The 19830-nt window shown below is 65.4% G+C and carries 20 protein-coding genes; 13 read left to right on the top strand and 7 right to left on the bottom strand.

Translation table 11 applies throughout. The annotated features are described in order from the left end of the window. Positions 1–201 precede the first annotated feature (201 nt). Entirely contained in the window at positions 202–930 is a 729-nt protein-coding gene (locus I6F24_RS08565; RefSeq protein WP_036022944.1) for a haloacid dehalogenase type II, read from the top strand. A 23-nt stretch (positions 931–953) separates the two neighbouring features. Further along, positions 954–1463: a DUF4269 domain-containing protein gene (locus I6F24_RS08560; RefSeq protein WP_036022945.1), complete on the top strand. Its 510-nt coding sequence runs from the start codon at positions 954–956 to the stop codon at positions 1461–1463. Positions 1464–1525: 62 nt separating this feature from the next. On the opposite strand, the gene I6F24_RS08555 is transcribed toward I6F24_RS08560, so the two are convergent. Further along, positions 1526–2509: an MBL fold metallo-hydrolase gene (locus I6F24_RS08555; RefSeq protein WP_225149563.1), complete on the bottom strand. Its 984-nt coding sequence runs from the start codon at positions 2507–2509 to the stop codon at positions 1526–1528. 217 nt (positions 2510–2726) lie between these two features. Further along, the gene (locus tag I6F24_RS08550) at positions 2727–3392 is read right to left on the bottom strand and encodes a GntR family transcriptional regulator (RefSeq protein ID WP_225149564.1); all 666 of its coding nucleotides are present in this window, start codon (positions 3390–3392) and stop codon (positions 2727–2729) included. 115 nt (positions 3393–3507) lie between these two features. Here I6F24_RS08550 and I6F24_RS08545 point away from each other — a divergent pair, with 115 nt between their 5' ends. From I6F24_RS08545 to I6F24_RS08520, 6 genes are read left to right on the top strand one after another with little or no spacing between them, the layout of a single operon-like run. Beyond that, complete coding sequence (locus tag I6F24_RS08545; RefSeq protein WP_225149565.1) at positions 3508–4302, top strand: enoyl-CoA hydratase/isomerase family protein; 795 nt, start codon at positions 3508–3510, stop codon at positions 4300–4302. Between the two features lie 9 nt (positions 4303–4311). Then, the gene (locus I6F24_RS08540) at positions 4312–5565 is read left to right on the top strand and encodes a CoA transferase (RefSeq protein WP_225149566.1); all 1254 of its coding nucleotides are present in this window, start codon (positions 4312–4314) and stop codon (positions 5563–5565) included. A 52-nt stretch (positions 5566–5617) separates the two neighbouring features. Beyond that, positions 5618–6610, top strand: coding sequence for a tripartite tricarboxylate transporter substrate-binding protein (locus I6F24_RS08535; RefSeq protein ID WP_225149567.1), 993 nt, complete (start codon positions 5618–5620; stop codon positions 6608–6610). An 11-nt stretch (positions 6611–6621) separates the two neighbouring features. Next, the gene (locus tag I6F24_RS08530; protein ID WP_225149568.1) at positions 6622–7104 is read left to right on the top strand and encodes a tripartite tricarboxylate transporter TctB family protein; all 483 of its coding nucleotides are present in this window, start codon (positions 6622–6624) and stop codon (positions 7102–7104) included. A 12-nt stretch (positions 7105–7116) separates the two neighbouring features. Continuing rightward, the gene (locus I6F24_RS08525) at positions 7117–8655 is read left to right on the top strand and encodes a tripartite tricarboxylate transporter permease (protein WP_225149569.1); all 1539 of its coding nucleotides are present in this window, start codon (positions 7117–7119) and stop codon (positions 8653–8655) included. Further along, positions 8652–9656, top strand: a complete 1005-nt coding sequence (locus tag I6F24_RS08520; protein WP_225149570.1) for a 4-hydroxythreonine-4-phosphate dehydrogenase PdxA — start codon at positions 8652–8654, stop codon at positions 9654–9656. Before I6F24_RS08525 ends, I6F24_RS08520 begins: the two co-directional genes overlap by 4 nt. Positions 9657–9773: 117 nt before the next feature. Here the strand turns inward: I6F24_RS08520 and I6F24_RS08515 are convergent, their stop codons facing one another. Both I6F24_RS08515 and I6F24_RS08510 read right to left on the bottom strand, forming a co-directional pair. After that, positions 9774–10517, bottom strand: coding sequence for an SDR family oxidoreductase (locus I6F24_RS08515; protein WP_225149571.1), 744 nt, complete (start codon positions 10515–10517; stop codon positions 9774–9776). A 314-nt stretch (positions 10518–10831) separates the two neighbouring features. After that, positions 10832–11908, bottom strand: a complete 1077-nt coding sequence (locus I6F24_RS08510; RefSeq protein ID WP_225149572.1) for a methyl-accepting chemotaxis protein — start codon at positions 11906–11908, stop codon at positions 10832–10834. 283 nt (positions 11909–12191) lie between these two features. On the opposite strand from I6F24_RS08510, the gene recJ reads away from it, so the two are divergent. The 3 genes from recJ (at position 12192) to I6F24_RS08495 (ending at position 15800) form a co-directional block, all read left to right on the top strand. After that, the gene (gene recJ, locus I6F24_RS08505) at positions 12192–14033 is read left to right on the top strand and encodes a single-stranded-DNA-specific exonuclease RecJ (protein ID WP_225149573.1); all 1842 of its coding nucleotides are present in this window, start codon (positions 12192–12194) and stop codon (positions 14031–14033) included. Between the two features lie 63 nt (positions 14034–14096). Continuing rightward, positions 14097–14906 carry a glucose 1-dehydrogenase gene (locus tag I6F24_RS08500; RefSeq protein WP_225149574.1) on the top strand — a complete coding sequence of 270 codons (810 nt, stop codon included), beginning with the start codon at positions 14097–14099 and terminating at the stop codon, positions 14904–14906. A 96-nt stretch (positions 14907–15002) separates the two neighbouring features. After that, entirely contained in the window at positions 15003–15800 is a 798-nt protein-coding gene (locus I6F24_RS08495; RefSeq protein ID WP_225149575.1) for an aldolase, read from the top strand. A 44-nt stretch (positions 15801–15844) separates the two neighbouring features. Here I6F24_RS08495 and I6F24_RS08490 read toward each other — a convergent pair whose 3' ends face one another. Continuing rightward, positions 15845–16729 (bottom strand): LysR substrate-binding domain-containing protein, encoded by an 885-nt coding sequence (locus I6F24_RS08490; protein ID WP_276573661.1) that lies wholly within the window; start codon positions 16727–16729, stop codon positions 15845–15847. Between the two features lie 108 nt (positions 16730–16837). Between I6F24_RS08490 and I6F24_RS08480 the strand changes: the two genes are divergently transcribed. Further along, positions 16838–17527: an NAD(P)H-dependent oxidoreductase gene (locus tag I6F24_RS08480; RefSeq protein ID WP_225149576.1), complete on the top strand. Its 690-nt coding sequence runs from the start codon at positions 16838–16840 to the stop codon at positions 17525–17527. A 50-nt stretch (positions 17528–17577) separates the two neighbouring features. Here the strand turns inward: I6F24_RS08480 and I6F24_RS08475 are convergent, their stop codons facing one another. Continuing rightward, positions 17578–18807, bottom strand: coding sequence for a lytic murein transglycosylase (locus I6F24_RS08475; RefSeq protein WP_035999838.1), 1230 nt, complete (start codon positions 18805–18807; stop codon positions 17578–17580). A gap of 192 nt (positions 18808–18999) precedes the next feature. Here I6F24_RS08475 and I6F24_RS08470 point away from each other — a divergent pair, with 192 nt between their 5' ends. Beyond that, on the top strand, positions 19000–19251 hold the full coding sequence (locus I6F24_RS08470; protein WP_035999836.1) for a hypothetical protein: 252 nt from the start codon (positions 19000–19002) through the stop codon (positions 19249–19251). A gap of 35 nt (positions 19252–19286) precedes the next feature. Here I6F24_RS08470 and I6F24_RS08465 read toward each other — a convergent pair whose 3' ends face one another. Further along, positions 19287–19805 (bottom strand): MarR family transcriptional regulator, encoded by a 519-nt coding sequence (locus I6F24_RS08465; RefSeq protein ID WP_036022956.1) that lies wholly within the window; start codon positions 19803–19805, stop codon positions 19287–19289. Positions 19806–19830: the final 25 nt, after the last annotated feature.

Below are 19830 nucleotides of genomic sequence, written 5' to 3'. Positions count from 1 at the left end.
TCCTCGAGCAATATGTATGCGACAGAGACGGTTGTCATGGCCGGTGCGTTTCACCCCGACGAGTTGAGGTAGGCGACCAAACTCGTCCCTCACGTGCTTGATGCGCCGAACTAGCGCTATTGTTGCATGGAACGGATCATGCTTTAAAGCCCTCGATCTCGGCCGGCTAGCCGGGCCAAAACAAAATCAGCGGAGCGAAGCATGACCACACCATCCAATCTCTCCGCCGTCAAAGCCCTCGTCTTCGACGTGTTCGGCACAGTCGTGGACTGGCGCACCAGCCTGATTACCGACTTCATGTGGTGGAGCAAGCAGCGCGGCATCACCGCCGATTGGACCGCGCTGGTCGACGGCTGGCGCGGCATGTACATGGCCTCGATGGACGACGTGCGCCAACATCCCGAGCGCGGCTACGTCATGCTCGACGATCTGCATCGCCGCTCGCTGGAGCAGCTGGTCGATCAATTCGCGATCAGGGGCCTCACCGAGGCCGATCTCGACTACCTCACCAAAGGCTGGCACCGCCTGCATCCCTGGCCCGACAGCGTCGCCGGCTTGATGCGGCTGAAATCAAAGTTCGTGATCTCGCCGCTCTCGAACGGCAACGTCGCGCTGCTCACCAACATGGCGAAGTTCGCCGGCCTGCCGTGGGACCTCATCATGTCGGCCGAGCTGTTCGAGCACTACAAGCCCGATCCGGAAACCTATCTCGGCGCAGCAAAGCTGCTCTGCCTCAAGCCGGAAGAGGTGATGATGGTCGCGGCCCACAATGGCGATCTCGCTGCCGCCCAGAAGAACGGATTGAAGACCGCCTTCGTGGCGCGACCGACCGAATACGGCCCGCTTCAGAAGGTCGATTTCGAAGCAACCGGCAAGTGGGACATCGTCGCGAAGGATTTTGGCGGCATCGCCGATCAGCTCGGCTGCTGACATTCGCGGCGCAGCGGCGATCAATGGACTACGAAAGTGCGATCGGCAGTTCGGGATTGCTCGACGAGCTGCGGGAGTTCGATCCACGCGTGGTCGGGACGCTGCCTTTGGGGCTTGCGACGCCATTGAGCGACATCGATGTCGTCTGCCATGTTCTGGACGCGGTGGCTTTCGCCGAAGTGATCTGGCGCCGGTACCGCGCCTGTGGCGGGTTTGCGCTCTACCAATGGTGCTCCAGCCGGCGGCCGGTGGTCGCCCGCTTCGAGTGGGACGGCTGGCCGTTCGAGCTGTTCGGCGATCCCAAGCCGGTCGATCAGCAGGAAGGCTGGCTGCACTTCGAAATCGAGCGGAGATTGCTCGCGCTCGACGACGGGCGTCTGCGCAAAGCCGTGGCCGACCATAGGGCGCGCGGGATGAAGACCGAGCCCGCGTTTGCCGCCGCGCTCGGCATTGCCGGGGACCCGTATTCCGCATTGCTTGCATTGGGCCGTGAGAGCGACGCCCAGCTGCGGGCCCGCCTGGAGTGCCTGTAAGGTTCGCCGCGTGGGACCGCACAGATCCGGGCGGCTCGCGCCGCCCGGATCTGAACTGACGGCTACAACGTCATCTTCATCGGCTCCGGATAGTAGCGGAAACCATCTCCGGCTTTGGCGACATGGCCATAGCCTGGCCAGGCGAAGTGATAGGACATCACCGGGATCTTGTTCGCCGCCAGCATCGTCAGCAGCTTGACGCGCGACTCGGCCGCCTGCTTCGGGTCGGAATCGTAGGAGAACTCCATCCGTGGCTTCTCCAGCAGCAGCACCGAATGATGCGAGAGATCGCCGAGGAAGGCGAACGATTTGCCGGCCGAGGAGACCATGAAAATGGTGTGGCCAACGGTGTGCCCGGGCGCCGCGATCGCCTGCACGCCGGGCAGGAATTCCTCGCCGTCCTTGAAGAACTTGATCCGATCCCGGACCGGCAGCAGGTTCTTGCGGGCGTGGACCACGAAATCCTTGGCCGCGCCGCCGAGCTTGCCTTCGTCGGTCCAGAAATCGAAATCGCTCTGGGCAATGTAGACTTGCGCGTTGGGGAACAGCGGCTTGCCGCCCTCGTCGACGATGCCGCCGATGTGATCGATATGGGCATGCGAGCACACCACGGCATCGATGTCCCCCGGCTTGATGCCGGCCTCCGTCATGCTTTTCTGCTGCCGTCCGGTGCTGGTGCCGAACATCTTCGATGAGCCCATCCCGGTGTCGAACAGGATGAGCTTGTCGCCGGTGTTGACGATCGGGGAATTCTGTTCGAGCACGACATTGTCCGGCGACAGGAAATTGTCGGCCAGCATCTTCTTGACCTCTTCCTTGGGAACGCCGGTGAAGGTCCCGGAGGGATCGCCGAGGGGAAGCGGTCCATCGGATACGACGGTCACCTCGGCATCGCCGAGAATGAAGCGGTGCCAGTAGGGCGTCTGGGTGCCGAGCTTGGGCGCCCGTGCCATCGCGCTGCTGCCGAGCATGGCGCTGGCGCCAAGGCTAGCACCAAGACCGGCGCCGAGTGCGAGTAGGGACCGACGCGAGACATCGAATGTCATTCTTTCTCTCCGCTTTCGTTTTTTGTTTTGCGCAATCGTTCGCGCGGTAGGCGGCCGCCCGATCGGCCACGCGGCCGGGGACGGCGCAAAGCATGCTGCGCCGGCTACGACAAGCTAGCAAGTGGAATTGCCCGTTGCTGCACGCGGAGCGAGAACCGTGGTCGGATCGCGAAAACGACGCGCAAAGGCACGGTGCGACAAGGCGCGGAATTGCGCGTTACGCAATTCTCAATGTGGGCTCACTTCCTTCCGTCTCGGCAAAACCGGCCTGCAAGACCTCTTCGCGCTTATGACGCAGATGCGCCCGCAGGATGTGGGAGAGGCCGACGCCGTCACGGCGCTGAAGCGCGTTGAGGATTGCCTCGTGCTCCTTCACGGCGAGGGCCCAGCGCTGCGGCGTCATCGGCGTGACATAGCGCGCGCGCCGGATGCGGGCGGTCACCGAGGCGTAAAGCCCGGCGAGCACGGGATTTCCTGCTGCGGTCACGATAGCTTCGTGAATGGCGCGGTTGCCACGGTAGTACTGGATCAGGTCGCGCTCGCGATAATGCTGCACCATGTCCGCATGCGCGGCGGCGATTGCGTCGATTTCGGCGTCGCTGATGCGCTCGCAGGCGAGCTCGCCGGCGAGGGCCTCCAATCCCTGGCAGACCTCGAACAGGTCGCGCATGTCCTTGTCGGTCAGCTTTGCCGCGCGCGAGCCGCGATGCGGCAGTAGCTGCACGAGCCCTTCCGCGGCCAGCACCTTCAGCGCCTCGCGCAGCGGCGTGCGCGAGATTTCGAGCCGCTCGCACAGCTCGCGCTCGGGAATCCGCGCGCCCGGCGGGATTTCGCCGTCGAGCAGGATGGCGCGGATGCGGTTGACGACCTCGTCGTGAAGCATGGTCCTGGGCTCAATTTGAATGCAAAATCGAACTTATACGCACGAATAGTCAAGTTCCAGCTTGAAAAACCCAAGTTTTGCATTCAAAAATGTAAAAAACAGAAGGTATGAGGAAATGGACCTGCAAGTGGAGGCAGAAGACCTCGTGTTCGAGCGCGACGGCGGCATCGGGCGGATCACCTTCAACCGCCCGCAGGCCCGTAACGCCTTCACCTTCGCCATGTACGAGCGGCTCGCCGCGATCTGCGAGGAGGCCAACCGCGACCATGCGATCAAGGTGCTGGTGCTGCGCGGGGCCGGCGACAAGGCGTTCGCGTCAGGCACCGACATCAATCAGTTCCGCGAATTCAAGTCGCCGCAGGACGCCATCGACTACGAGAACCGCATCGATCGCGTGCTCACCACGCTCGAGCAGTGCCGCGTGCCGACGATCGCGGCGATCAACGGGTTCTGTACCGGCGGCGGGGCGGGCGTTGCTGCGGCCTGCGACCTCCGCATCGGCACGACAAGCGCAAAAATCGGATTTCCCATCGCCAGGACGCTCGGCAATTGCCTGTCGATGTCCAATGTCAGCCGTCTCACCGCACTGATCGGCGCCGCGCGCGTCAAGGATCTCATCTTCACCGCGCGCCTTGTCGACGCGACGGAGGCTGCAAGCGTCGGACTGCTCGGCGAGGTCGTCGACGATCTTGCCGCCCTTGAACGACGCGCAGACGAGGTAGCCCGGCTCGTCGCGAGCCATGCGCCGCTGACGCTGAACGCGACCAAGCAGGCTGTGGCGCGTCTGCAGCGCCGGCTGACGCAGGACGAGGGCGAAGACCTCATCCTGATGTGCTACACGAGCCAGGACTTTCGCGAAGGGCTCGATGCTTTCCTCAACAAGCGCGCGCCGCAATGGCGCGGCCAATAGGACGAGCCGATGCAAAGTTCGCAATCCACCTCCCGCCATTCGGGACCGCTGGCCGGCCTCAAGGTCATCGATCTCACTCACGTCATGGCGGGACCGACCTGCACCTTGATGCTCGCCGACATGGGCGCCGACGTCATCAAGATCGAGAAATGGCCGAACGGCGACGACACCCGCCATTCGGTGCCGCCGAAGATCGGCGATGAGGCGGCGTCCTTCCTGATGATGAACCGCAACAAGCGCGGCATCGTGCTGGATCTGAAGACCGACGGCGGCAAAGAGGTGCTGCGCCGGCTGATCGCCGATGCCGACGTGCTGGTCGAGAACTTTGCGCCGGGCGCGATGGAGCGCCTCGGCTTCGGCTATGAGGCGCTGCACGCGGAATTCCCGGCGCTGATCTATTGCTCGCTGTCGGGTTTCGGCCGCACCGGCCCCTACAAGCACCGCAGGGGTTTCGACCTCGTCGCCCAAGCCATGAGCGGCATCATGAGCTTTACCGGCGAGCGGCCCGACGGCCCGCCCGTCAAGTGCGGGCCGCCGCTGTCCGACATCACCGCCGGCCTGCTCGCGAGCATGGGTATCCTGGCGGCCTACACGCATCGCCTCAAGACCGGTGAAGGGCAGTGGGTCGAGACCTCGCTGTATGAAGCCGCCCTGGTGCAGACCTATTGGCAGTCGACCATCGCGCTCGCCTCGGGCACTGCGCCGCGCGCGATGGGCTCGGCGCATCCGCTCAACGCGCCGTATCAGGCGTTCGAAGCTTCGGACGGCTGGCTCGTGGTCGGCGGCGCCAACAAGAAGCATTGGCTGTTGATGCTGGAAGCGCTCGGCGCGAGCGAGCTTGCCGACGATCCGCGCTTCCTCACCGGCGCCGACCGCATGGCCAACCTGAAAGAGCTCGAAGCCGTCCTCAGCGAACGCTTCCGTACCCAATCGCGGGCGCATTGGCTGGCGGCGCTGGACGAGAAGGGCGTGCCGTGCGGTCCCGTGCACGACATGCTGGAGGCGCTCAGTGATCCGCAGACGCTGGCGCGCGAGATGGTCGTCGAGGTCGAGCACTCCACGCTCGGGCCCGTCAAGACGATCGGACTTCCGATCAAGTTTTCGGAGACCCCAGGCAAAGTGCGATCAGGCGCACCGGTCTATGGTGAACATACGCGAGAGGTTCTGGCCGAGCACGGGTTCGATCAGTCACGAATCGAAGCGCTCGAAAAAGAAGGCGCAATCGTCTCGGCCCTGGAACGACGCGAGGAACACGTCGCCTGACCGGACGTCGATACGACAACAACAAAAGACAAAAAATCAGCTGGAGGAAATCATGGGTCGGACGTCAACATTTCTGCTCTCCGCAGGCGCAGCCGTGCTCGCTGGCACCATGCCGGCGCTCAGCGCCTGGCAGCCGCAAAAGCCGATCGAGTTCGTGGCCACCGCCGGCCCCGGCGGCGGCACCGACAACCTCGCGCGCGCGGTGCAGAACATCATCACCAAGCACAAGCTGACCGAGCAGCCGATCGTCGTCGTCAACAAGGGCGGCGGCAGCGGCGCCGAAGGCTACGTCTACGGCAAGGCTTCCGCGGGCGATCCCTACAAGGTGATCTTCGGCACGTCGAACGCGTGGCAGCAGCCGCTCGTCTCCAAGGTTGCCTTCAACTACACCGATCTCACGCCGATCGCGGCGATGGCGCAGGACGAGTTCCTGCTCTGGGTCAAGCAGGACGCGCCGTACAAGACCGCAGGCGATTATCTGAAGGCGGCCGCAGCGGGCGAATTCAAGATGGGCGGCGCGCAGTCGAAGGATACCGACGAGGTGCTGACGCGCATGATCGAGAAAACCGGCAAGGTCAAGCTGACCTACATCCCCTTCAAGAGCGGCGCCGAGACCGCCGTGCAGCTCGCCGGCGGACATCTCGACTCCCACGTCAACAACCCCAGCGAAAGCCTTGGGCAATGGCGCGGGGGCACGCAGCGACCGCTCTGCGTGTTCAGCCCGAAGCGGCTGCCGCAGGGGCCGAAGGTGACCGCGACGGAAGGCTGGGGCGACGTTCCGACCTGCGTCGAGCAGGGCCTCGACATCAAGCAATACGAGCAGCCGCGCACGGTGTGGCTGCCCGGCAAGGTCGCGCCGGAGCAGGCCGCGTTCTATGTCGACCTCATGAAGAAGGTGCAGGCGACGCCGGAGTGGAAGGACTACATCGAGAAGACTTCCCAGGTCGACACGTTCCTCACCGGTGCCGAGTTCGAAAAATTCATCAAGGAGGACCTCGAGCGCATCAAGCAGGTCGCGGGCGAGCAGGGCTGGCTGGTGAAGTAAGGCATTGCGCCATGATCTCCCGCCGCGCGCTTGAACTTGCGACCGCCGTGCTCACCGGCAGCTTCGGCGTGGCCGTCGTCGTCTCCAGCCTCGACAACGGCATTGGCTGGTCGAGCGCAGGCGTGGACGCCGGCACCTTCCCGTTCCTGACCGGGACCATCGTCGTGCTCGGCAGTCTCTACAATCTGGTGCGCGGCGTGGTGCCGGCCGCGACGCTCGCAAACGTTCCCATCGCGATCACGTCGATCGAGCTGCGCCGGCTCGCCGGCCTGTTCGTGCCGGCTGCGATCTTCGTCGCCGCGATCCCACTCGCCGGGATGTATGTCGCCTCGGCTCTCTACGTCTTCACCGTGCTGGCAATCCCCCGGCACCAATCGGTGCCGCGTGCGCTCGCCATGGCAGGAGCCACGGCGCTGGCGCTCTACCTCGTGTTCGAGCGCATGTTCCAGGTCAGCTTGCCGCACGGCGCGCTCGCTTCCGCGCTCGGGTTCTGAGGGAGCGGCGGGATGGACAATCTCCAGGAGCTCCTGCACGGCTTCACCATCGCGGTCACGGTGCCGCATCTGGTCCTGATGGTGGTCGGCGTCCTGCTCGGCATTCTCGTCGGCGTATTGCCGGGGCTGGGCGCGCCGAACGGCGTGTCGCTGCTCCTGCCGCTCACCTTCGGCATGCAGCCGGTCTCGGCCATCATCCTGCTCTCCAGCATGTATTGGGGCGCGCTGTTCGGGGGATCGGTGACCTCCATCCTGTTCAACATTCCGGGCGAGCCGTCATCGGTGGCGACCACCTTCGACGGCTATCCGATGGCGCGCGACGGCCGGCCGACCACGGCGCTCGCGACCGCCTTCGGTTCGGCGGCGTTCGGCGCGCTGGTCGGCGTCATCCTGATCACCTTCCTCGCCTCCTGGGTGGCGCAGGCTGCGCTCGCGTTCGGGCCGGCCGAGTATTTTGCGGTCTATTTTCTCGCCTTTGCCAGCTTCGTCGGGATGGGCGGTGCGGCGCCGATCAAGACCGTCGTGGCGCTGGCGCTCGGCTTTGCCATCGCCGCCATCGGCATCGACACGGTCTCCGGCAGCGTGCGCCTCACCATGGGCGTGGATGAGCTGGTCAAGGGCGTCAGCTTCGTAGTCGCGGTGATGGGCCTGTTCGGCATCGGCGAGCTGCTGGTGGCCGTCGAGGAGGAATTTCACGCCCGCGCCGTCTCATCCAAGATCGATTGGCGCGAGGTCTTTCGCGCCGTCGGCCGCCTGCCGCGCTACGGCATCGCCCTGTTGCGCAGTGCCGCGATCGGCTGCTGGATGGGCATCACGCCGGGCGGCCCGACCGCGGCCTCCTTCATGAGCTACGGCATCGCCCGCCGCTTTTCACGCCGCGGCCGGCATTTCGGCACCGGCGAGGTCGAAGGCATCGTCTCGCCGGAGACGGCCGATCATGCCGCCGGGACCAGTGCGCTGCTGCCGATGCTCTCGCTGGGCATTCCCGGCTCGGCGACCGCGGCCGTGATGATGGGCGGGCTGATGATCTGGGGCCTCAATCCCGGGCCCATGCTGTTCGTGGACCAAAAGGATTTCGTCTGGGGCCTGATCGCCTCGATGTATGTCGGCAACATCGTCGCCGTGGTGCTGGTGCTGCTGACGGTCCCGGTGTTCGCCGCCCTGATGCGGATTCCCTTCGTGGTGATCGCGCCGCTGATCGTGATCATTTGCGTCGTCGGCGCCTATTCGGTGTCGAACTCCTATCTCGACGTCCTCATGATGCTCGGCTTCGGGGTCGTCGGCTATCTCTTCAAGAAGCTGTTCTATCCCTTAGCGCCGCTCGTGCTCGCGATCGTCATTGGCGACAAGGCCGAGGACGCGTTCCGGCAGTCGATGCTGATCTCAAAGGGGTCCTTGGGCATCTTCTTTGCGAACAAGCTGGTGACGTGCCTGATCGTGGGCGGCATCGCGCTGCTGCTGCTTCCGCTTCTGTTGCAGCTGCCGCGGCTCTGGCGCAAACCCGCATCCCCTGCAACCGATGCGCCAGTCCAGGAAAGGGCGATCATATGACCGCAAAGCCGCTGATTGCGCTGGCCATGGGAGATCCCGCCGGCATCAGCCCGGAGCTGACGGCGAAGCTCGTGGCGCAGGACGACATCCGCGCGCGCTGCCGGCTCGTCGTCATCGGCGACCGCCGCATTTTCGACGAGGGCGCGCGCATTGCGGGCGTCAAGCCGGAGCTGAAGGTGATAGAGCAGGGCGCCGACCTTCGCGCAGCGCAGGAAGATGCGCTGTTCGTCGATCTCCGCCACCTTGCTCCCAGAGAGGTCGAGCCGAAGGCCGCGACCCTTGCCGGCGGAAAATTCGCGCTGGCCAATTACAGGCACGCGCTCGAGCTCGGCCGCGACGGCCATGTCGATGCGGTCTGCTTCACGCCCTTCAACAAGCAGGCGATGCGCCTTGCCCGTGCCGAGTACGACGACGAGATCGCGTTCTCAGCCGAGGTCGTCGGTCTCAAGACGCCGGCAAGCGAATTTAACGTGCTGGACCGGCTCTGGAATGCGCGGGTCACCTCGCACATCCCGCTTAGGGACGTCGCTGCGAAGCTATCCGGCGAACGCATCCATCGCGCGCTCGAGCTGACCAATTCCTGCATGCGCAACGCCGGCTTTGCGCGGCCGCGCATCGCGGTGGCAGGCCTCAACCCCCATGCCGGCGACGGCGGCAATTTCGGCCGCGAGGAGATCGACGTGATCGCGCCGGTGGTCGCAGCAAGCCAGCGCGAGGGCATTGCCGCGGAGGGACCGTTTCCCGCCGACACCGTGTTCTTGCGCGCCAAGGCCGGCGCCTTCGATGCCGTGCTGACGATGTATCACGACCAGGGCCAGATCGCGATGAAGCTGATGGGTTTCGATCGCGGCGTGACCTTGCTCGGCGGCTTCCCATTCCCGATCTGCACGCCCGCGCACGGCACCGCCTACGACATCGCGGGACAAGGCATCGCCTCGATCGGCGCCAGCCGCGCGGCGTTGCTGCTCGCAGCGGAGATGGCAGCGCGCCGTTGCCGGTAGGGCTGACGCGGCCCTACTCGTGCCGACCTCGCGCCCGTGACGCGGCCCAAGCCGGCCGCGTCCCCCGGCGGGGACCTTCATTGCCGCAGCTGGAGCGATGATCCGACCGCCGGCGTCTCAGAGGCTCGCGAGCCATTTTGCGAGCGGCGTCGGCCCGAGCCGTGCCTCGCCGAGCGGGTTCAGCGACGTGTCGTCGATGGGAGCGCCATAATAGAGCGCCTTCGGGTCTCCGATCACATGGCGGGGGTCGCCGGACGCCTTCAGGCGGCGTGCGATGAAGTCATTGAAGGGGCCCTTCTCAGGGCCAGCGATATCGATCGTGCCGTTGAGCGGCCGGCCGGTTGCGACCTCCGCGAGGCGATCGACGACATCGACGGCCGCGATCGGCTGAAACTGAGCCGTTGGAACGACGATCTTGCCGTCGATCGTGCTTGTGTCGGCAATGGCCGCGAGGAATTCGAAGAACTGGGTGGCGCGCACGATCGAGTAGGGCACAGAGGCGGACTTGATGACGGTTTCCTGCGCCAGCTTGGCACGGAAATAGGCGTTGTCGGGCGAACGGTCGGTGCCGACGATCGAGAGCGCCACGTGATGCTTCACGCCTGCTGCGGCCTCTGCCGCGACGAGATTCTCGCTCGATCGTTGGAAGAACGCGAGCACCGCTGCCGGCTCCCAGGACGGCGCGTTGGCGACGTCGACGACCACATCCGCGCCCGAAAGCGCTGCGGCAAGGCCTTCCCCGGTTACGGCGTTCACGCCGGATTTCGGCGAGGCCGCCACCGCTTCGTGGCCTTGCTGCTTGAGCTTCGCCACCAGTCTTGATCCGATCAATCCGGTTCCGCCGATCACGACGATCTTCATGGCTTGCCTCCTTACGATTGCGGAGCGCGAGATGATCGAAGCAGATCGAGACTCGCGCCTCTCGCATCGTTCAATGCGAAGTGACTCTAGCCGATCCGTGGCGCAGGCTCTTGCCTATAGCGGGCTTAGCTGGCGGGAAAATCCTGCCAGCGTTTTGCCCGACGTGTCAAAATGTTTGATCGCCGCAAGGCGGCGGGCAGGCCCTTGAAAACGCCAATGAAAACAATCCCCAAGCTACTGTGCATGGGGTTGTTTTCGCGAGTTTTGGATTGGACGGGTGGCCGCGTCCGATTTCGGGGGGCGGACCGCTCGCCTCAGGCCCCGCAGACGATCACGCCGTACCAGCCGAGCCCGCGATAGGTCTCGTAGCCCGGCGTGGCATGGAACGCGACCAGCGTGCCGGTGCGTTCCTGATAGAAGCCGGAGCGCTGGCCGTTCAGCGACAGCGAGATGCGCTCGCTGAGGATGCCCTGGCCGTCGGACGCCGCGATCACGCGGAAATTGGAATCGACCAGCAGCACGCGCGCCTTGTCGCTGTCGCCGACGCGCACGCCCTGCACGATGGCGCGGGCCTGCGGCTCCCAGTCGAAATGGATGGCGAGCACCCCGATCGGCGCGCCGTTGGCCTGGCCGCCGGCGCGGACGCTGGCGCAATAGGTCGCGACCTGCGCATTGCCGAGCAGCGGCTGGTTCTCGACGTCCCCGGCGACATAGTCGTCGCCGGAGCGAAGGGCTTTCGCGTCGCGAAACCATTTGGTGTGGGCGACGTTCTGGCCGACGACGCGGAAGCGGTCGGCGCGGCCATTGGCGATGACGTTGCCGTCGAGGTCGCAGAGCCAGAGATCGAGATAGACCGTGTAGGCCCCGAGGATCACGCCGAGGCGCTGCGAAGCATGGGAGACGGCCGCGGCGCTCGGCGAGGCCGCACAATCGACCACGGCGGAATCGGTCGCCCACCAGCGCACGTCGCAGGTGCGTTCGTAGAGATTGCGGTCGATCAGCTCGATCGCGTTGAGCGACAGGTCGACCATCCGCTCGCCGCGGGAGCGCTGGCTCATGCGGTCGATCGAGGCGACGAGGTCGCCGGTGCGTTTCGTCAATTGGGTCTCGAGCTCGCGGGCGATGGTCTCGACCTGCTGGCCGACGCCGCGCACCTCCTGTGCCACCACCGCAAAGCCCGCGCCCTGCGCGCCGGCGCGCGAGCTCTCGATCAGCGCGTTCAGCGCCAGCATCTTCATCTGGTTGGTGATCTGCTGGATCGACTTGGTCTTGTCGACCGCGATCTGGTTGACCTCCGCGGTGAGCCGGTTGATCAGCGCGGAGATGTCGGAATCATCGTCCGCGGGTTCGGTGGCGATCGGCTTGGCCTTCAGACCCAGCGCAGCAGACATCGGGACTTCCCTTGGCAATGAGGTCTGATCTGCAATGAACGGGGAACAACGACTTACAGATCGAATACGATTCTTTTTCGAGGATTCCGCCTAACGCCTGCTTAATTTGCTGTTTGACGGAATGCCTAAATGATAGTCACTCCGGCCTGCCAGCCGGCCATCCACCGCTTTGTGCGTCCTGGCCGTTGCAAATCACCGGGGTTTCCCGGCCAATCCTTTCAAGCCAGTCCCGCCCGCGAGCGTGATCGCCCGGACCCGAGTTCCCAATCGATAGCCCCCGTTCATGACGCCTCCCGCATCCGCACTCCCCGTCGAAGCGCCCCAGGCCTTCCTGGGGGTGGCGCGCTCGCTCACCGACAAGCTGTGGCGCGACCGGCTCGATGCCCGCGGGGCGGCCCAGGCGCTCGCCATCGTGCAGCGGCACCAATTGCCGGAACTGCTGGCGCGGGTGCTGGCGGGCCGCGGTGTCGACATCGATGCCGTCGCCGACTTCCTCGATCCGACCATCCGAAAGCTGCTGCCCGACCCGTTCACGGTGACGGAGATGGAGGCCGCCGCCAAACGCATCGCCAATGCCGCGACCAGGGGCGAGAAGGTCGCGATCTTCGGGGACTACGATGTCGACGGCGCGACCTCGGCTGCCCTGCTGGCGTGGCATCTGCGGCATTGCGGGCTCGATCCGCTGATCCATATTCCCGACCGGATTTTCGAGGGCTATGGCCCCAACACGGAGGCGGTGCGCGCGCTGGCGGCGAAGGGCGCCACCCTGCTGATCACCGTCGATTGCGGCACCACCAGCATCGAGCCGCTCGCCGAGGCGAAGCGCCTCGGCATGTCCGTGGTCGTGATCGACCATCACCAGGCTGGCACGGAGCTACCGGTGGTGGATGCGCTGGTCAATCCGAACCGGCTCGACGATCTCTCCGGCCTCGGTCATCTCGCTGCGGTCGGCCTCGTGCTGGTGACGCTGGTCGCGGTCAATCGCGAGCTGCGCCAGCGCGGCTTCTGGACCAGCGAGATGCCCGAGCCCGATCTCCTGGGCATGCTGCACCACGTTGCGCTCGGCACCGTCGCCGACGTCGCGCCGCTGATCGGTCTCAACCGCGCCTTCGTCGCCAAGGGGCTGATCGCGATGCGGCGGCGCGACCATGTCGGCCACACCGCGCTGATGGACGTGGCGCGGCTCAACGGCCCGCCGGAGGCGTGGCATCTCGGCTTCATGCTGGGCCCGCGCGTCAATGCCGGCGGCCGTATCGGCCGCGCCGATCTCGGCGTGCGACTGCTGCTCGAAGGCGACAGCGTCGAGGCGGCGCGGATCGCGGCCGAGCTCGACCGTCTCAACAGCGAACGTCGCGTCATCGAGCAGGCGGCGGAAGCCCAGGCCGAAGCCGAGGCGCTGGCCTCGATCGGGCTGGAGGACAAGCTCGCGGTGATCGTCACGGCCTCGGAAGGCTGGCATCCCGGCGTGGTCGGCCTCGTCGCCTCCCGGCTGAAGGAGAAGTTCTCGCGGCCGGCCTTTGCCATTGCGCTGGAGCCCGGCGGCATCGGCACGGGCTCGGGCCGCTCGATCGCCGGCGTAGATCTCGGCAAGGCGGTGCGGCAGGCTGTCGCCGACGGCATTCTGCTCAAGGGGGGCGGCCACGCGATGGCCGCGGGCGTGACGCTGCGCAAGGAGAAGCTCGCCGAATTCCGCGCCTATATCGAGGCCGCGCTGGCGCGCGACGTCGCCGAGGCGCGCCACGTCAACGAGCTCTATATCGACGGCGCGGTCACCGCCCGTGCGGTGACGCCTGAGCTGGCCACGACGCTCAACCGCGCAGGTCCCTTCGGCAGCGGCAATCCGGAGCCGGTGCTGGCGCTGCCGGCGCATCAACTCGTGTTTGCCGACGAGGTCGGCCAGGCGCATCTGCGCCTGCGCTTCAAGGCGGGTGATGGTGCCATCGTCAACGGCATCGCGTTCCGTGCGATCGGCCAGAAGCTCGGCAATGCGCTGCTCGCCAATCGCGGCCAGCAGATACATGTCGCGGGCTCACTCTCGGTCGACCGCTACCAGGGCGCCGAGCGCGTGCAATTCCGCGTCGTCGACGTCGCGCTACCGGACCAGGGGCCATCCGTGATTAGATGACGCATGAACGACGAGATCATGCGCAAGAAGTAGGTTGCTCAAACAACAAAAAAGGGAGTGAACATGGCAGGGCAGGTTGAGGGCAAGGTCGCACTGGTGACGGGCGGCGCCTCCGGCATTGGCGAGGCTACCGTCGAGCTGTTCGCGCGCGAAGGCGCCACCGTTATCGCGACCGACATCGACGAGCTGAGGGGCTCCGAGCTCGTCAGGCGCATCACCAGGGACGGCGGCAAGACGGTGTTCCTGGAGCAGGACGTCACCAGCGAAGAACGCTGGATCGAGATCGTCGCCGAGATCGCAAGGCGCTACGGCCGGCTCGACGTGCTCGTCTCAAACGCCGGCATCGGCATTGCCGTGCCATCGATCGTCGACATGACGCTCGCCGACTGGCGCAGGCAGAATGCGATCAATCTCGATGGCGTGTTCCTCTCGGTCAAGCACTGCCTGCCCCTGATGCGCAAAACCGGCGGCGGCTCGATCATCATGATGTCCTCGCTGGCGGGACTGCGCGGCTCGCCCGGATTGTCGGCCTATTCGGCGACCAAGGGCGGCGTGCGGCTGTTCGCCAAGTCGATCGCGATGGAGTGTGCGGCGGCGGGCGATCGCATCCGGGTCAATTCGGTTCACCCTGGCATCATCGACACCCCGATCTGGGGCAAGATCCCAACGGGGGCGGCTGGCGCCGGCCAGAACGCCCCGATCGATCCGGAGGAGCGCGCCCGCGTCGTCACGCCGCTTGGCCGCGCCGGTCAGGCCGCGGAGATCGCCTCGGGCGTGCTGTATCTCGCCTCCGATGCCTCGCGCTACGTCACCGGCAGCGAGCTCGTCATCGACGGCGGCATGAACGCCGGCGGCGTGCCGCGGCGCGCTTGAGCTGCGCAGGGCAGGGTGGCGGCCGCAGGGGCTGACGCGCAGGCGCGGCCCCTGTACAAGAAGGGCAACCTGCAACCGACAGAGGTGTCCTTAGCCATGGCGCACAGCCTTCACGCGTCCTCACCCGCGCCAGCGCCGTTTCGCTCCAACCGGCCGGATCTTGCAACCGACGCGATCCGCACCGCACGGGAGGATCTCGCCGCCTGCTTCCGCATGGCCGCGCGCAACGGCTTTGAGGAGGGCATCTGCAACCACTTCTCGGCGGTCGTGCCGGGCCATGACGACCTGTTCCTCGTCAACCCCTACGGCTACGCCTTTCGCGAGTTGACCGCGTCAAAGCTCCTGATCTGCGACTTCCACGGCAACGTGCTCGACGGCGAGGGGGTACCCGAAGCGACCGCCTTCTACATCCATGCTGAGATGCACCGGCTGCTGCCGCGCGCCAAGGTCGCCTTCCACACCCACATGCCGTACGCGACGGCGCTGTCGATGACCGAGGGTGATCCGCTGATCTGGGCGGGCCAGACCGCGCTGAAATTCTACGGCCGCACCGCGGTCGACCGCGACTACAATGGCCTCGCGCTCGACAACCGCGAAGGCGCGCGTATCGCCTCCGCCGTTGGCGATGCCGACATCGTCTTCATGAAGCATCACGGCGTGATGGTGCTGGCGCCGACCATCGCGGAAGCCTGGGACGATCTCTATTATCTCGAGCGCGCCGCCGAGGTGCAGGTGCTGGCGATGTCGACGGGACGGAAGGTGCTGCCGGTCGATCCCGCCGTTGCGGCGGAGACGTACAGGCAGATGCGCGAAGGCGATTCCGAATCCGCCCGGCTGCATCTCGCTGCGATCCGCCGCCAACTCGATGCGGAAGAGCCGCAATATCGGCACTGAAAGCAAGGATGTCATTCCGAGGCACGCTTGAGCTGCGCTGCGTATCAGCAGGCCGCGTCGAACTCTGACTTCAGCCAGTGTCGTACAGCCTCGACCGGCTCGGTGAGCGGCCGGTCGCGGCTGCGGACCAGGTGCAGCGAGAAGCCTTCCAGCTCCGGCCCGAATGGTGCCACCAGCGTTCCCTGCGAAAGTTCGTCGGCGACGAGCACAAGACTGTGCAAAGCGACACCAGCGCCGGCGACGGTTGCCTGGATGGCATGGGTTTCATCGCTGAAACGCACGCCGGCGCGCGCATCAACGTCGTTGATGCCGGCCGTCTTGAGCCAGCGCCGCCAGGTCGGATTTCGGGCGTCACGACGGTGCCAGTCGAAATGTAGCAGTGTTGCTGAGCGTAGGTCGCTCGGTCTTCGGATGCCCAAGCGCGGACTAACCACCGGCGCGAAACGATCGACCGTGAGCGGCTCGGCAATCAGATCGGGATAAGGACCGGAGCCGTAGCGAAGTGCGAGGTCCGCGGTTGAATTGAGATCGACCACGTCCAGGCTCGCAAGCAATGTGAGATCAATGTCGGCTCTGCTCTTTCGGAGCCCAGGAAGACGCGGCACGAGCCATTTGGCTGTGAAAGCCGGCGTCGCCGAAAGTGTGACCACCGCCCGGCGCCGCTTCCGGCTCAATCCCTCCAGAACACGCGCAAACGCATCAAAGCCGTCGCGCAGGACCGGAAGCAGGACCTGACCTTCCGCGGTGAGCAGAACCTGCCGCGTTCGGCGCTCGAACAGCCTGACTCCGACCGTCTGCTCCAGCTGTCGCACCTGATGGCTGATCGCGGTCGGCGTGACGTGAAGCTCATCGGCGGCGCGCTTGAAGCTGAGGTGACGTGCCGCCGCTTCAAACGCACGCAATCCCGCCAGCGGAGGAAGCCTTCTCATCGCGAACTCGAGGATGAATGCAGTTCATCCATAAGCTGAGCAACTTTCGTTTGTCAACGACGGGGCCTGAACCGATCTATTGGGCAAACAGATGAGAGGAGTTCTGCAATGCAACTGCTACAAATCGATTCAAGCGCGCGGTTAGAGCCTTCAGATGCAAATCCGCGCGGTTCGCACACCAGGCGTCTGACTCAGCGTTTCGTCCAACGATGGCTACAGTCGCGGCCGGGGGATCGCGTCGTCTGCCGCGACCTCGGTCGCTTCGCACCGAGTCCGGTGACGGACGACTGGGTCAAGGCGGCCTTCGCGAAGCCCGATCGGCGCGAGCCATGGATGAGAGAGGCTTTGGCGGAAAGCGATGCGCTGGTCGACGAGTTGCTCACAGCTGATCTGATCGTCGCGGGCGTGCCAATGTACAACTTCGGTGTGCCAGCGCAGTTCAAGGCATACATAGACAACGTTGTTCGGGTCGGACGCACATTCGGCTTCGACCGATCATGTCCGGACAATCCATATTCGGCGCTGCTTGCGGGCATGGACAAGCGTCTTGTCCTGCTCGGCTCGCGCGGAGACTACGGGTACGATCCGGGCGGGCGCATGGCCGCCGTCAATCATGTCGAAGGAGCCGTCCGGGACGTGTTTGCCTTCATCGGGATCACGGCCTTCAACAGCATCGCAGTCGAGTACGACGAATTCGCCGACGAACGGTTGCAGGCGTCGATTGCCGCGGCCGAGCGTACCGTGGATGACCTCGTCGACGAGCTGCTGAAGCTGACAGAACAGCGAAACGCGGCTTAAGGGTCGGCTGCAGCTGCGGCGAGGCGCCAGCGCCGGCGCTTCCGGCCGTGCTAGTTGGTTTGCCGCAGCTTGGCCAGCACCTTCAGCCCGCCGTAGCCATCGGCTGGCGCGATCCCGACTTTCTGCTGAAACTCCTTGACTGCCTTCATGGTGTCGTTGCCGACCCGGCCGTCGGTGCCGCCCGTGTCGAAGCCGGCCTTGGTCAGGCGCGTCTGCATCTCCTGCACTTCGGCGAGCGTCAACGCACGCTCGGAGCCCGGGAAGGGCTGGATGAAGGGCGGAGCTCCCAGGCAGCGATCCCCGAGATGGCAGATCGCCAGCGCGTAGTTCATGGAAGGGTTGTAGCTCTTCACCGAGTAGAAATTCGGCCCGAGCAGGAAGGTCGGCCCGCCCGCAACCGGCGTCCACATCTGCGCGGATGCGTTGGGCTGCGGAAATGGTTGGCCGTCGGCACGCGTCACGCCGGCCGCCTGCCAGGCCGCATAGGTCCGGCTGCCGCTCATGTTGGCGGGCGCGCGCACCTCGTAGCCCCAGTGCTCGCCGCGGTGCCACTTGCCACGATTGACGAGATACTTTGCGGTCGAGCCCAGCGCATCGTCGGGCTTGCCGAATGGCGAGACCTTGCCGTTGCCGTCATAGTCGATGCCGACATTGAGCCAGACCTCCGGCATCCATTGCGAATGGCCCATCGCGCCGGCCCATGATCCCCGCATGTCCTCAGGCGTGGACCAGCCCTTGTCGACGATGCGCAGTGCATTGATCAGCTCGGTCTCCCAATAGGCCTTGCGGCGCGGCTCGTTCCAGGCGAGCGCGGCGAGCGAGGGAAACACCGGCCTCATGTGGTTCTGCTGCACCAGCGGATCGCCATAGGCGGACTCGACGCCCCAAAGCGCCAGCAGCGTGCCGCGCTCGACCCCGAAATCGCGCTCGATGCGGGCGAACAGCGCCTCGTTGTTCTTCAGCGCGATCTTGCCGTTAATGATGCGCCAGTCCGAGACGCGGCGGTTGATGTACTGCCAGACCTGCTCGCGGAATTCGGGCTGGTTGCGCATCTGCGCGAACACGCTCATGTCCGGTTCGACCCGTCCCATCGCGCGCTGCCATGTCGCGGCGGAAATACCTTTTGCCATCGCGCGCGCACGAAAGCTCTCGCGCCATTCGTCGAAGCCGGGAGGCGCGGCGAGAGCGCGGGTGGGAAGCGCGAGCAAAGCGGCTGCACCGAGCGTCGACTGGAGCAGGGCGCGGCGTGTGTGACGGGGCGAGGAATCAGTGTGCTTCATGGGCACATTCTAGCCGGAAACATGGCACGCGTGAGTCGGTTCCGAAACGGCCGCGTGCGGCAACTCGGCCCGACCCCGTCGGTCGTTCCCACCGGAACAAGTGCCGGACTCCCGCATTCCTCCCACGCCAGGAGGAGAAGAGTCGGTCCTGGTACGGCCGGCCTTCCTGGTTCATCGAATCGTCGGGGTGGAATGAAGATACGCACGCATGCCGAAAGCCATATCGTCGAACTCGACGACGGATCGCAATGGAAGATCTTTCCCGGCGACCTCGCGACGACGCTGAGCTGGAAGCCCGAAACCGATCTGCGTCTGGAGCCGAGCGGTGAGCGGGTGAATTCGCACGTGCTGGTCAATCCCGCCGACCAGACCCGCGTGCGGGTGATCGCGGCCGACGAGAGCTGGCCGGACGGCGCAGTCAAGAACGCCTTGAAAGGCGGGTAGCACCAGCGGCCACGACAGCCGCGAATGCCGGCCGCCTAGTCCTCCTTAAGCTCAGCCGCGATTCCGGAAAGCCAACGCCGGATCGTGGTTTCCGCCTTTGAATCCAAATTGCGAGCGAGCCGCTTCTCCAATTCGAGCACACGCTGCCGGCACGCCTTCAAAAGCGTCGCGCCTCGTGGCGTCAGCGTCCATTGCTGGATGCGGCCGTGAACGGGATGAGGCGTCATCGCAATCGCGCCGTCGCGTTCGAGATTGCGGATGATGACGCCGACGGTCTGGGGCGTCAGGAAGGTGAGGCGGGCGACATCGGCTCCCGACAGGCCCGGATAGGCGTTCAGCATCGTCAGCACCGCGAATTGCGGCGAGGTCACGCCGAGATCGGCGAGCGTGCGTTCCATCGTCAGCCGAACGGCGGCGTGGGCTTGGCGCAGCAGGTAACCGAGATAGCCTTGCTCGCCGCGCTTGCCTTCGCCCGGTGCTGGAACGTGCACCGCACCGGCTGCAACGGCCTTGGGTCCCGATTGCGATTTCGTGACATTCGTCTTGCGCGACATATAAGAGCTCTTATAAGATGTCCGT

Source organism: Bradyrhizobium sp. BRP23, from assembly GCF_020194135.1.
GTDB lineage: Bacteria > Pseudomonadota > Alphaproteobacteria > Rhizobiales > Xanthobacteraceae > Bradyrhizobium > Bradyrhizobium yuanmingense.
The sequence above is the reverse complement of the archived record's forward strand: the minus strand, read 5'-3'. Positions and strand labels throughout refer to the sequence as shown.

What these genes read in the sequence shown, in the direction of transcription:
- I6F24_RS08565 (WP_036022944.1), top strand. Translation starts at nt 202, where the DNA reads ATGACCACACCATCCAATCTCTCCGCCGTCAAAGCCCTCGTCTTCGAC.
- I6F24_RS08560 (WP_036022945.1), top strand. Translation starts at nt 954, where the DNA reads ATGGACTACGAAAGTGCGATCGGCAGTTCGGGATTGCTCGACGAGCTG.
- I6F24_RS08555 (WP_225149563.1), bottom strand. Translation starts at nt 2,509, where the DNA reads ATGACATTCGATGTCTCGCGTCGGTCCCTACTCGCACTCGGCGCCGGT.
- I6F24_RS08550 (WP_225149564.1), bottom strand. Translation starts at nt 3,392, where the DNA reads ATGCTTCACGACGAGGTCGTCAACCGCATCCGCGCCATCCTGCTCGAC.
- I6F24_RS08545 (WP_225149565.1), top strand. Translation starts at nt 3,508, where the DNA reads ATGGACCTGCAAGTGGAGGCAGAAGACCTCGTGTTCGAGCGCGACGGC.
- I6F24_RS08540 (WP_225149566.1), top strand. Translation starts at nt 4,312, where the DNA reads ATGCAAAGTTCGCAATCCACCTCCCGCCATTCGGGACCGCTGGCCGGC.
- I6F24_RS08535 (WP_225149567.1), top strand. Translation starts at nt 5,618, where the DNA reads ATGGGTCGGACGTCAACATTTCTGCTCTCCGCAGGCGCAGCCGTGCTC.
- I6F24_RS08530 (WP_225149568.1), top strand. Translation starts at nt 6,622, where the DNA reads ATGATCTCCCGCCGCGCGCTTGAACTTGCGACCGCCGTGCTCACCGGC.
- I6F24_RS08525 (WP_225149569.1), top strand. Translation starts at nt 7,117, where the DNA reads ATGGACAATCTCCAGGAGCTCCTGCACGGCTTCACCATCGCGGTCACG.
- I6F24_RS08520 (WP_225149570.1), top strand. Translation starts at nt 8,652, where the DNA reads ATGACCGCAAAGCCGCTGATTGCGCTGGCCATGGGAGATCCCGCCGGC.
- I6F24_RS08515 (WP_225149571.1), bottom strand. Translation starts at nt 10,517, where the DNA reads ATGAAGATCGTCGTGATCGGCGGAACCGGATTGATCGGATCAAGACTG.
- I6F24_RS08510 (WP_225149572.1), bottom strand. Translation starts at nt 11,908, where the DNA reads ATGTCTGCTGCGCTGGGTCTGAAGGCCAAGCCGATCGCCACCGAACCC.
- recJ (WP_225149573.1), top strand. Translation starts at nt 12,192, where the DNA reads ATGACGCCTCCCGCATCCGCACTCCCCGTCGAAGCGCCCCAGGCCTTC.
- I6F24_RS08500 (WP_225149574.1), top strand. Translation starts at nt 14,097, where the DNA reads ATGGCAGGGCAGGTTGAGGGCAAGGTCGCACTGGTGACGGGCGGCGCC.
- I6F24_RS08495 (WP_225149575.1), top strand. Translation starts at nt 15,003, where the DNA reads ATGGCGCACAGCCTTCACGCGTCCTCACCCGCGCCAGCGCCGTTTCGC.
- I6F24_RS08490 (WP_276573661.1), bottom strand. Translation starts at nt 16,729, where the DNA reads ATGAGAAGGCTTCCTCCGCTGGCGGGATTGCGTGCGTTTGAAGCGGCG.
- I6F24_RS08480 (WP_225149576.1), top strand. Translation starts at nt 16,838, where the DNA reads ATGCAACTGCTACAAATCGATTCAAGCGCGCGGTTAGAGCCTTCAGAT.
- I6F24_RS08475 (WP_035999838.1), bottom strand. Translation starts at nt 18,807, where the DNA reads ATGAAGCACACTGATTCCTCGCCCCGTCACACACGCCGCGCCCTGCTC.
- I6F24_RS08470 (WP_035999836.1), top strand. Translation starts at nt 19,000, where the DNA reads ATGAAGATACGCACGCATGCCGAAAGCCATATCGTCGAACTCGACGAC.
- I6F24_RS08465 (WP_036022956.1), bottom strand. Translation starts at nt 19,805, where the DNA reads ATGTCGCGCAAGACGAATGTCACGAAATCGCAATCGGGACCCAAGGCC.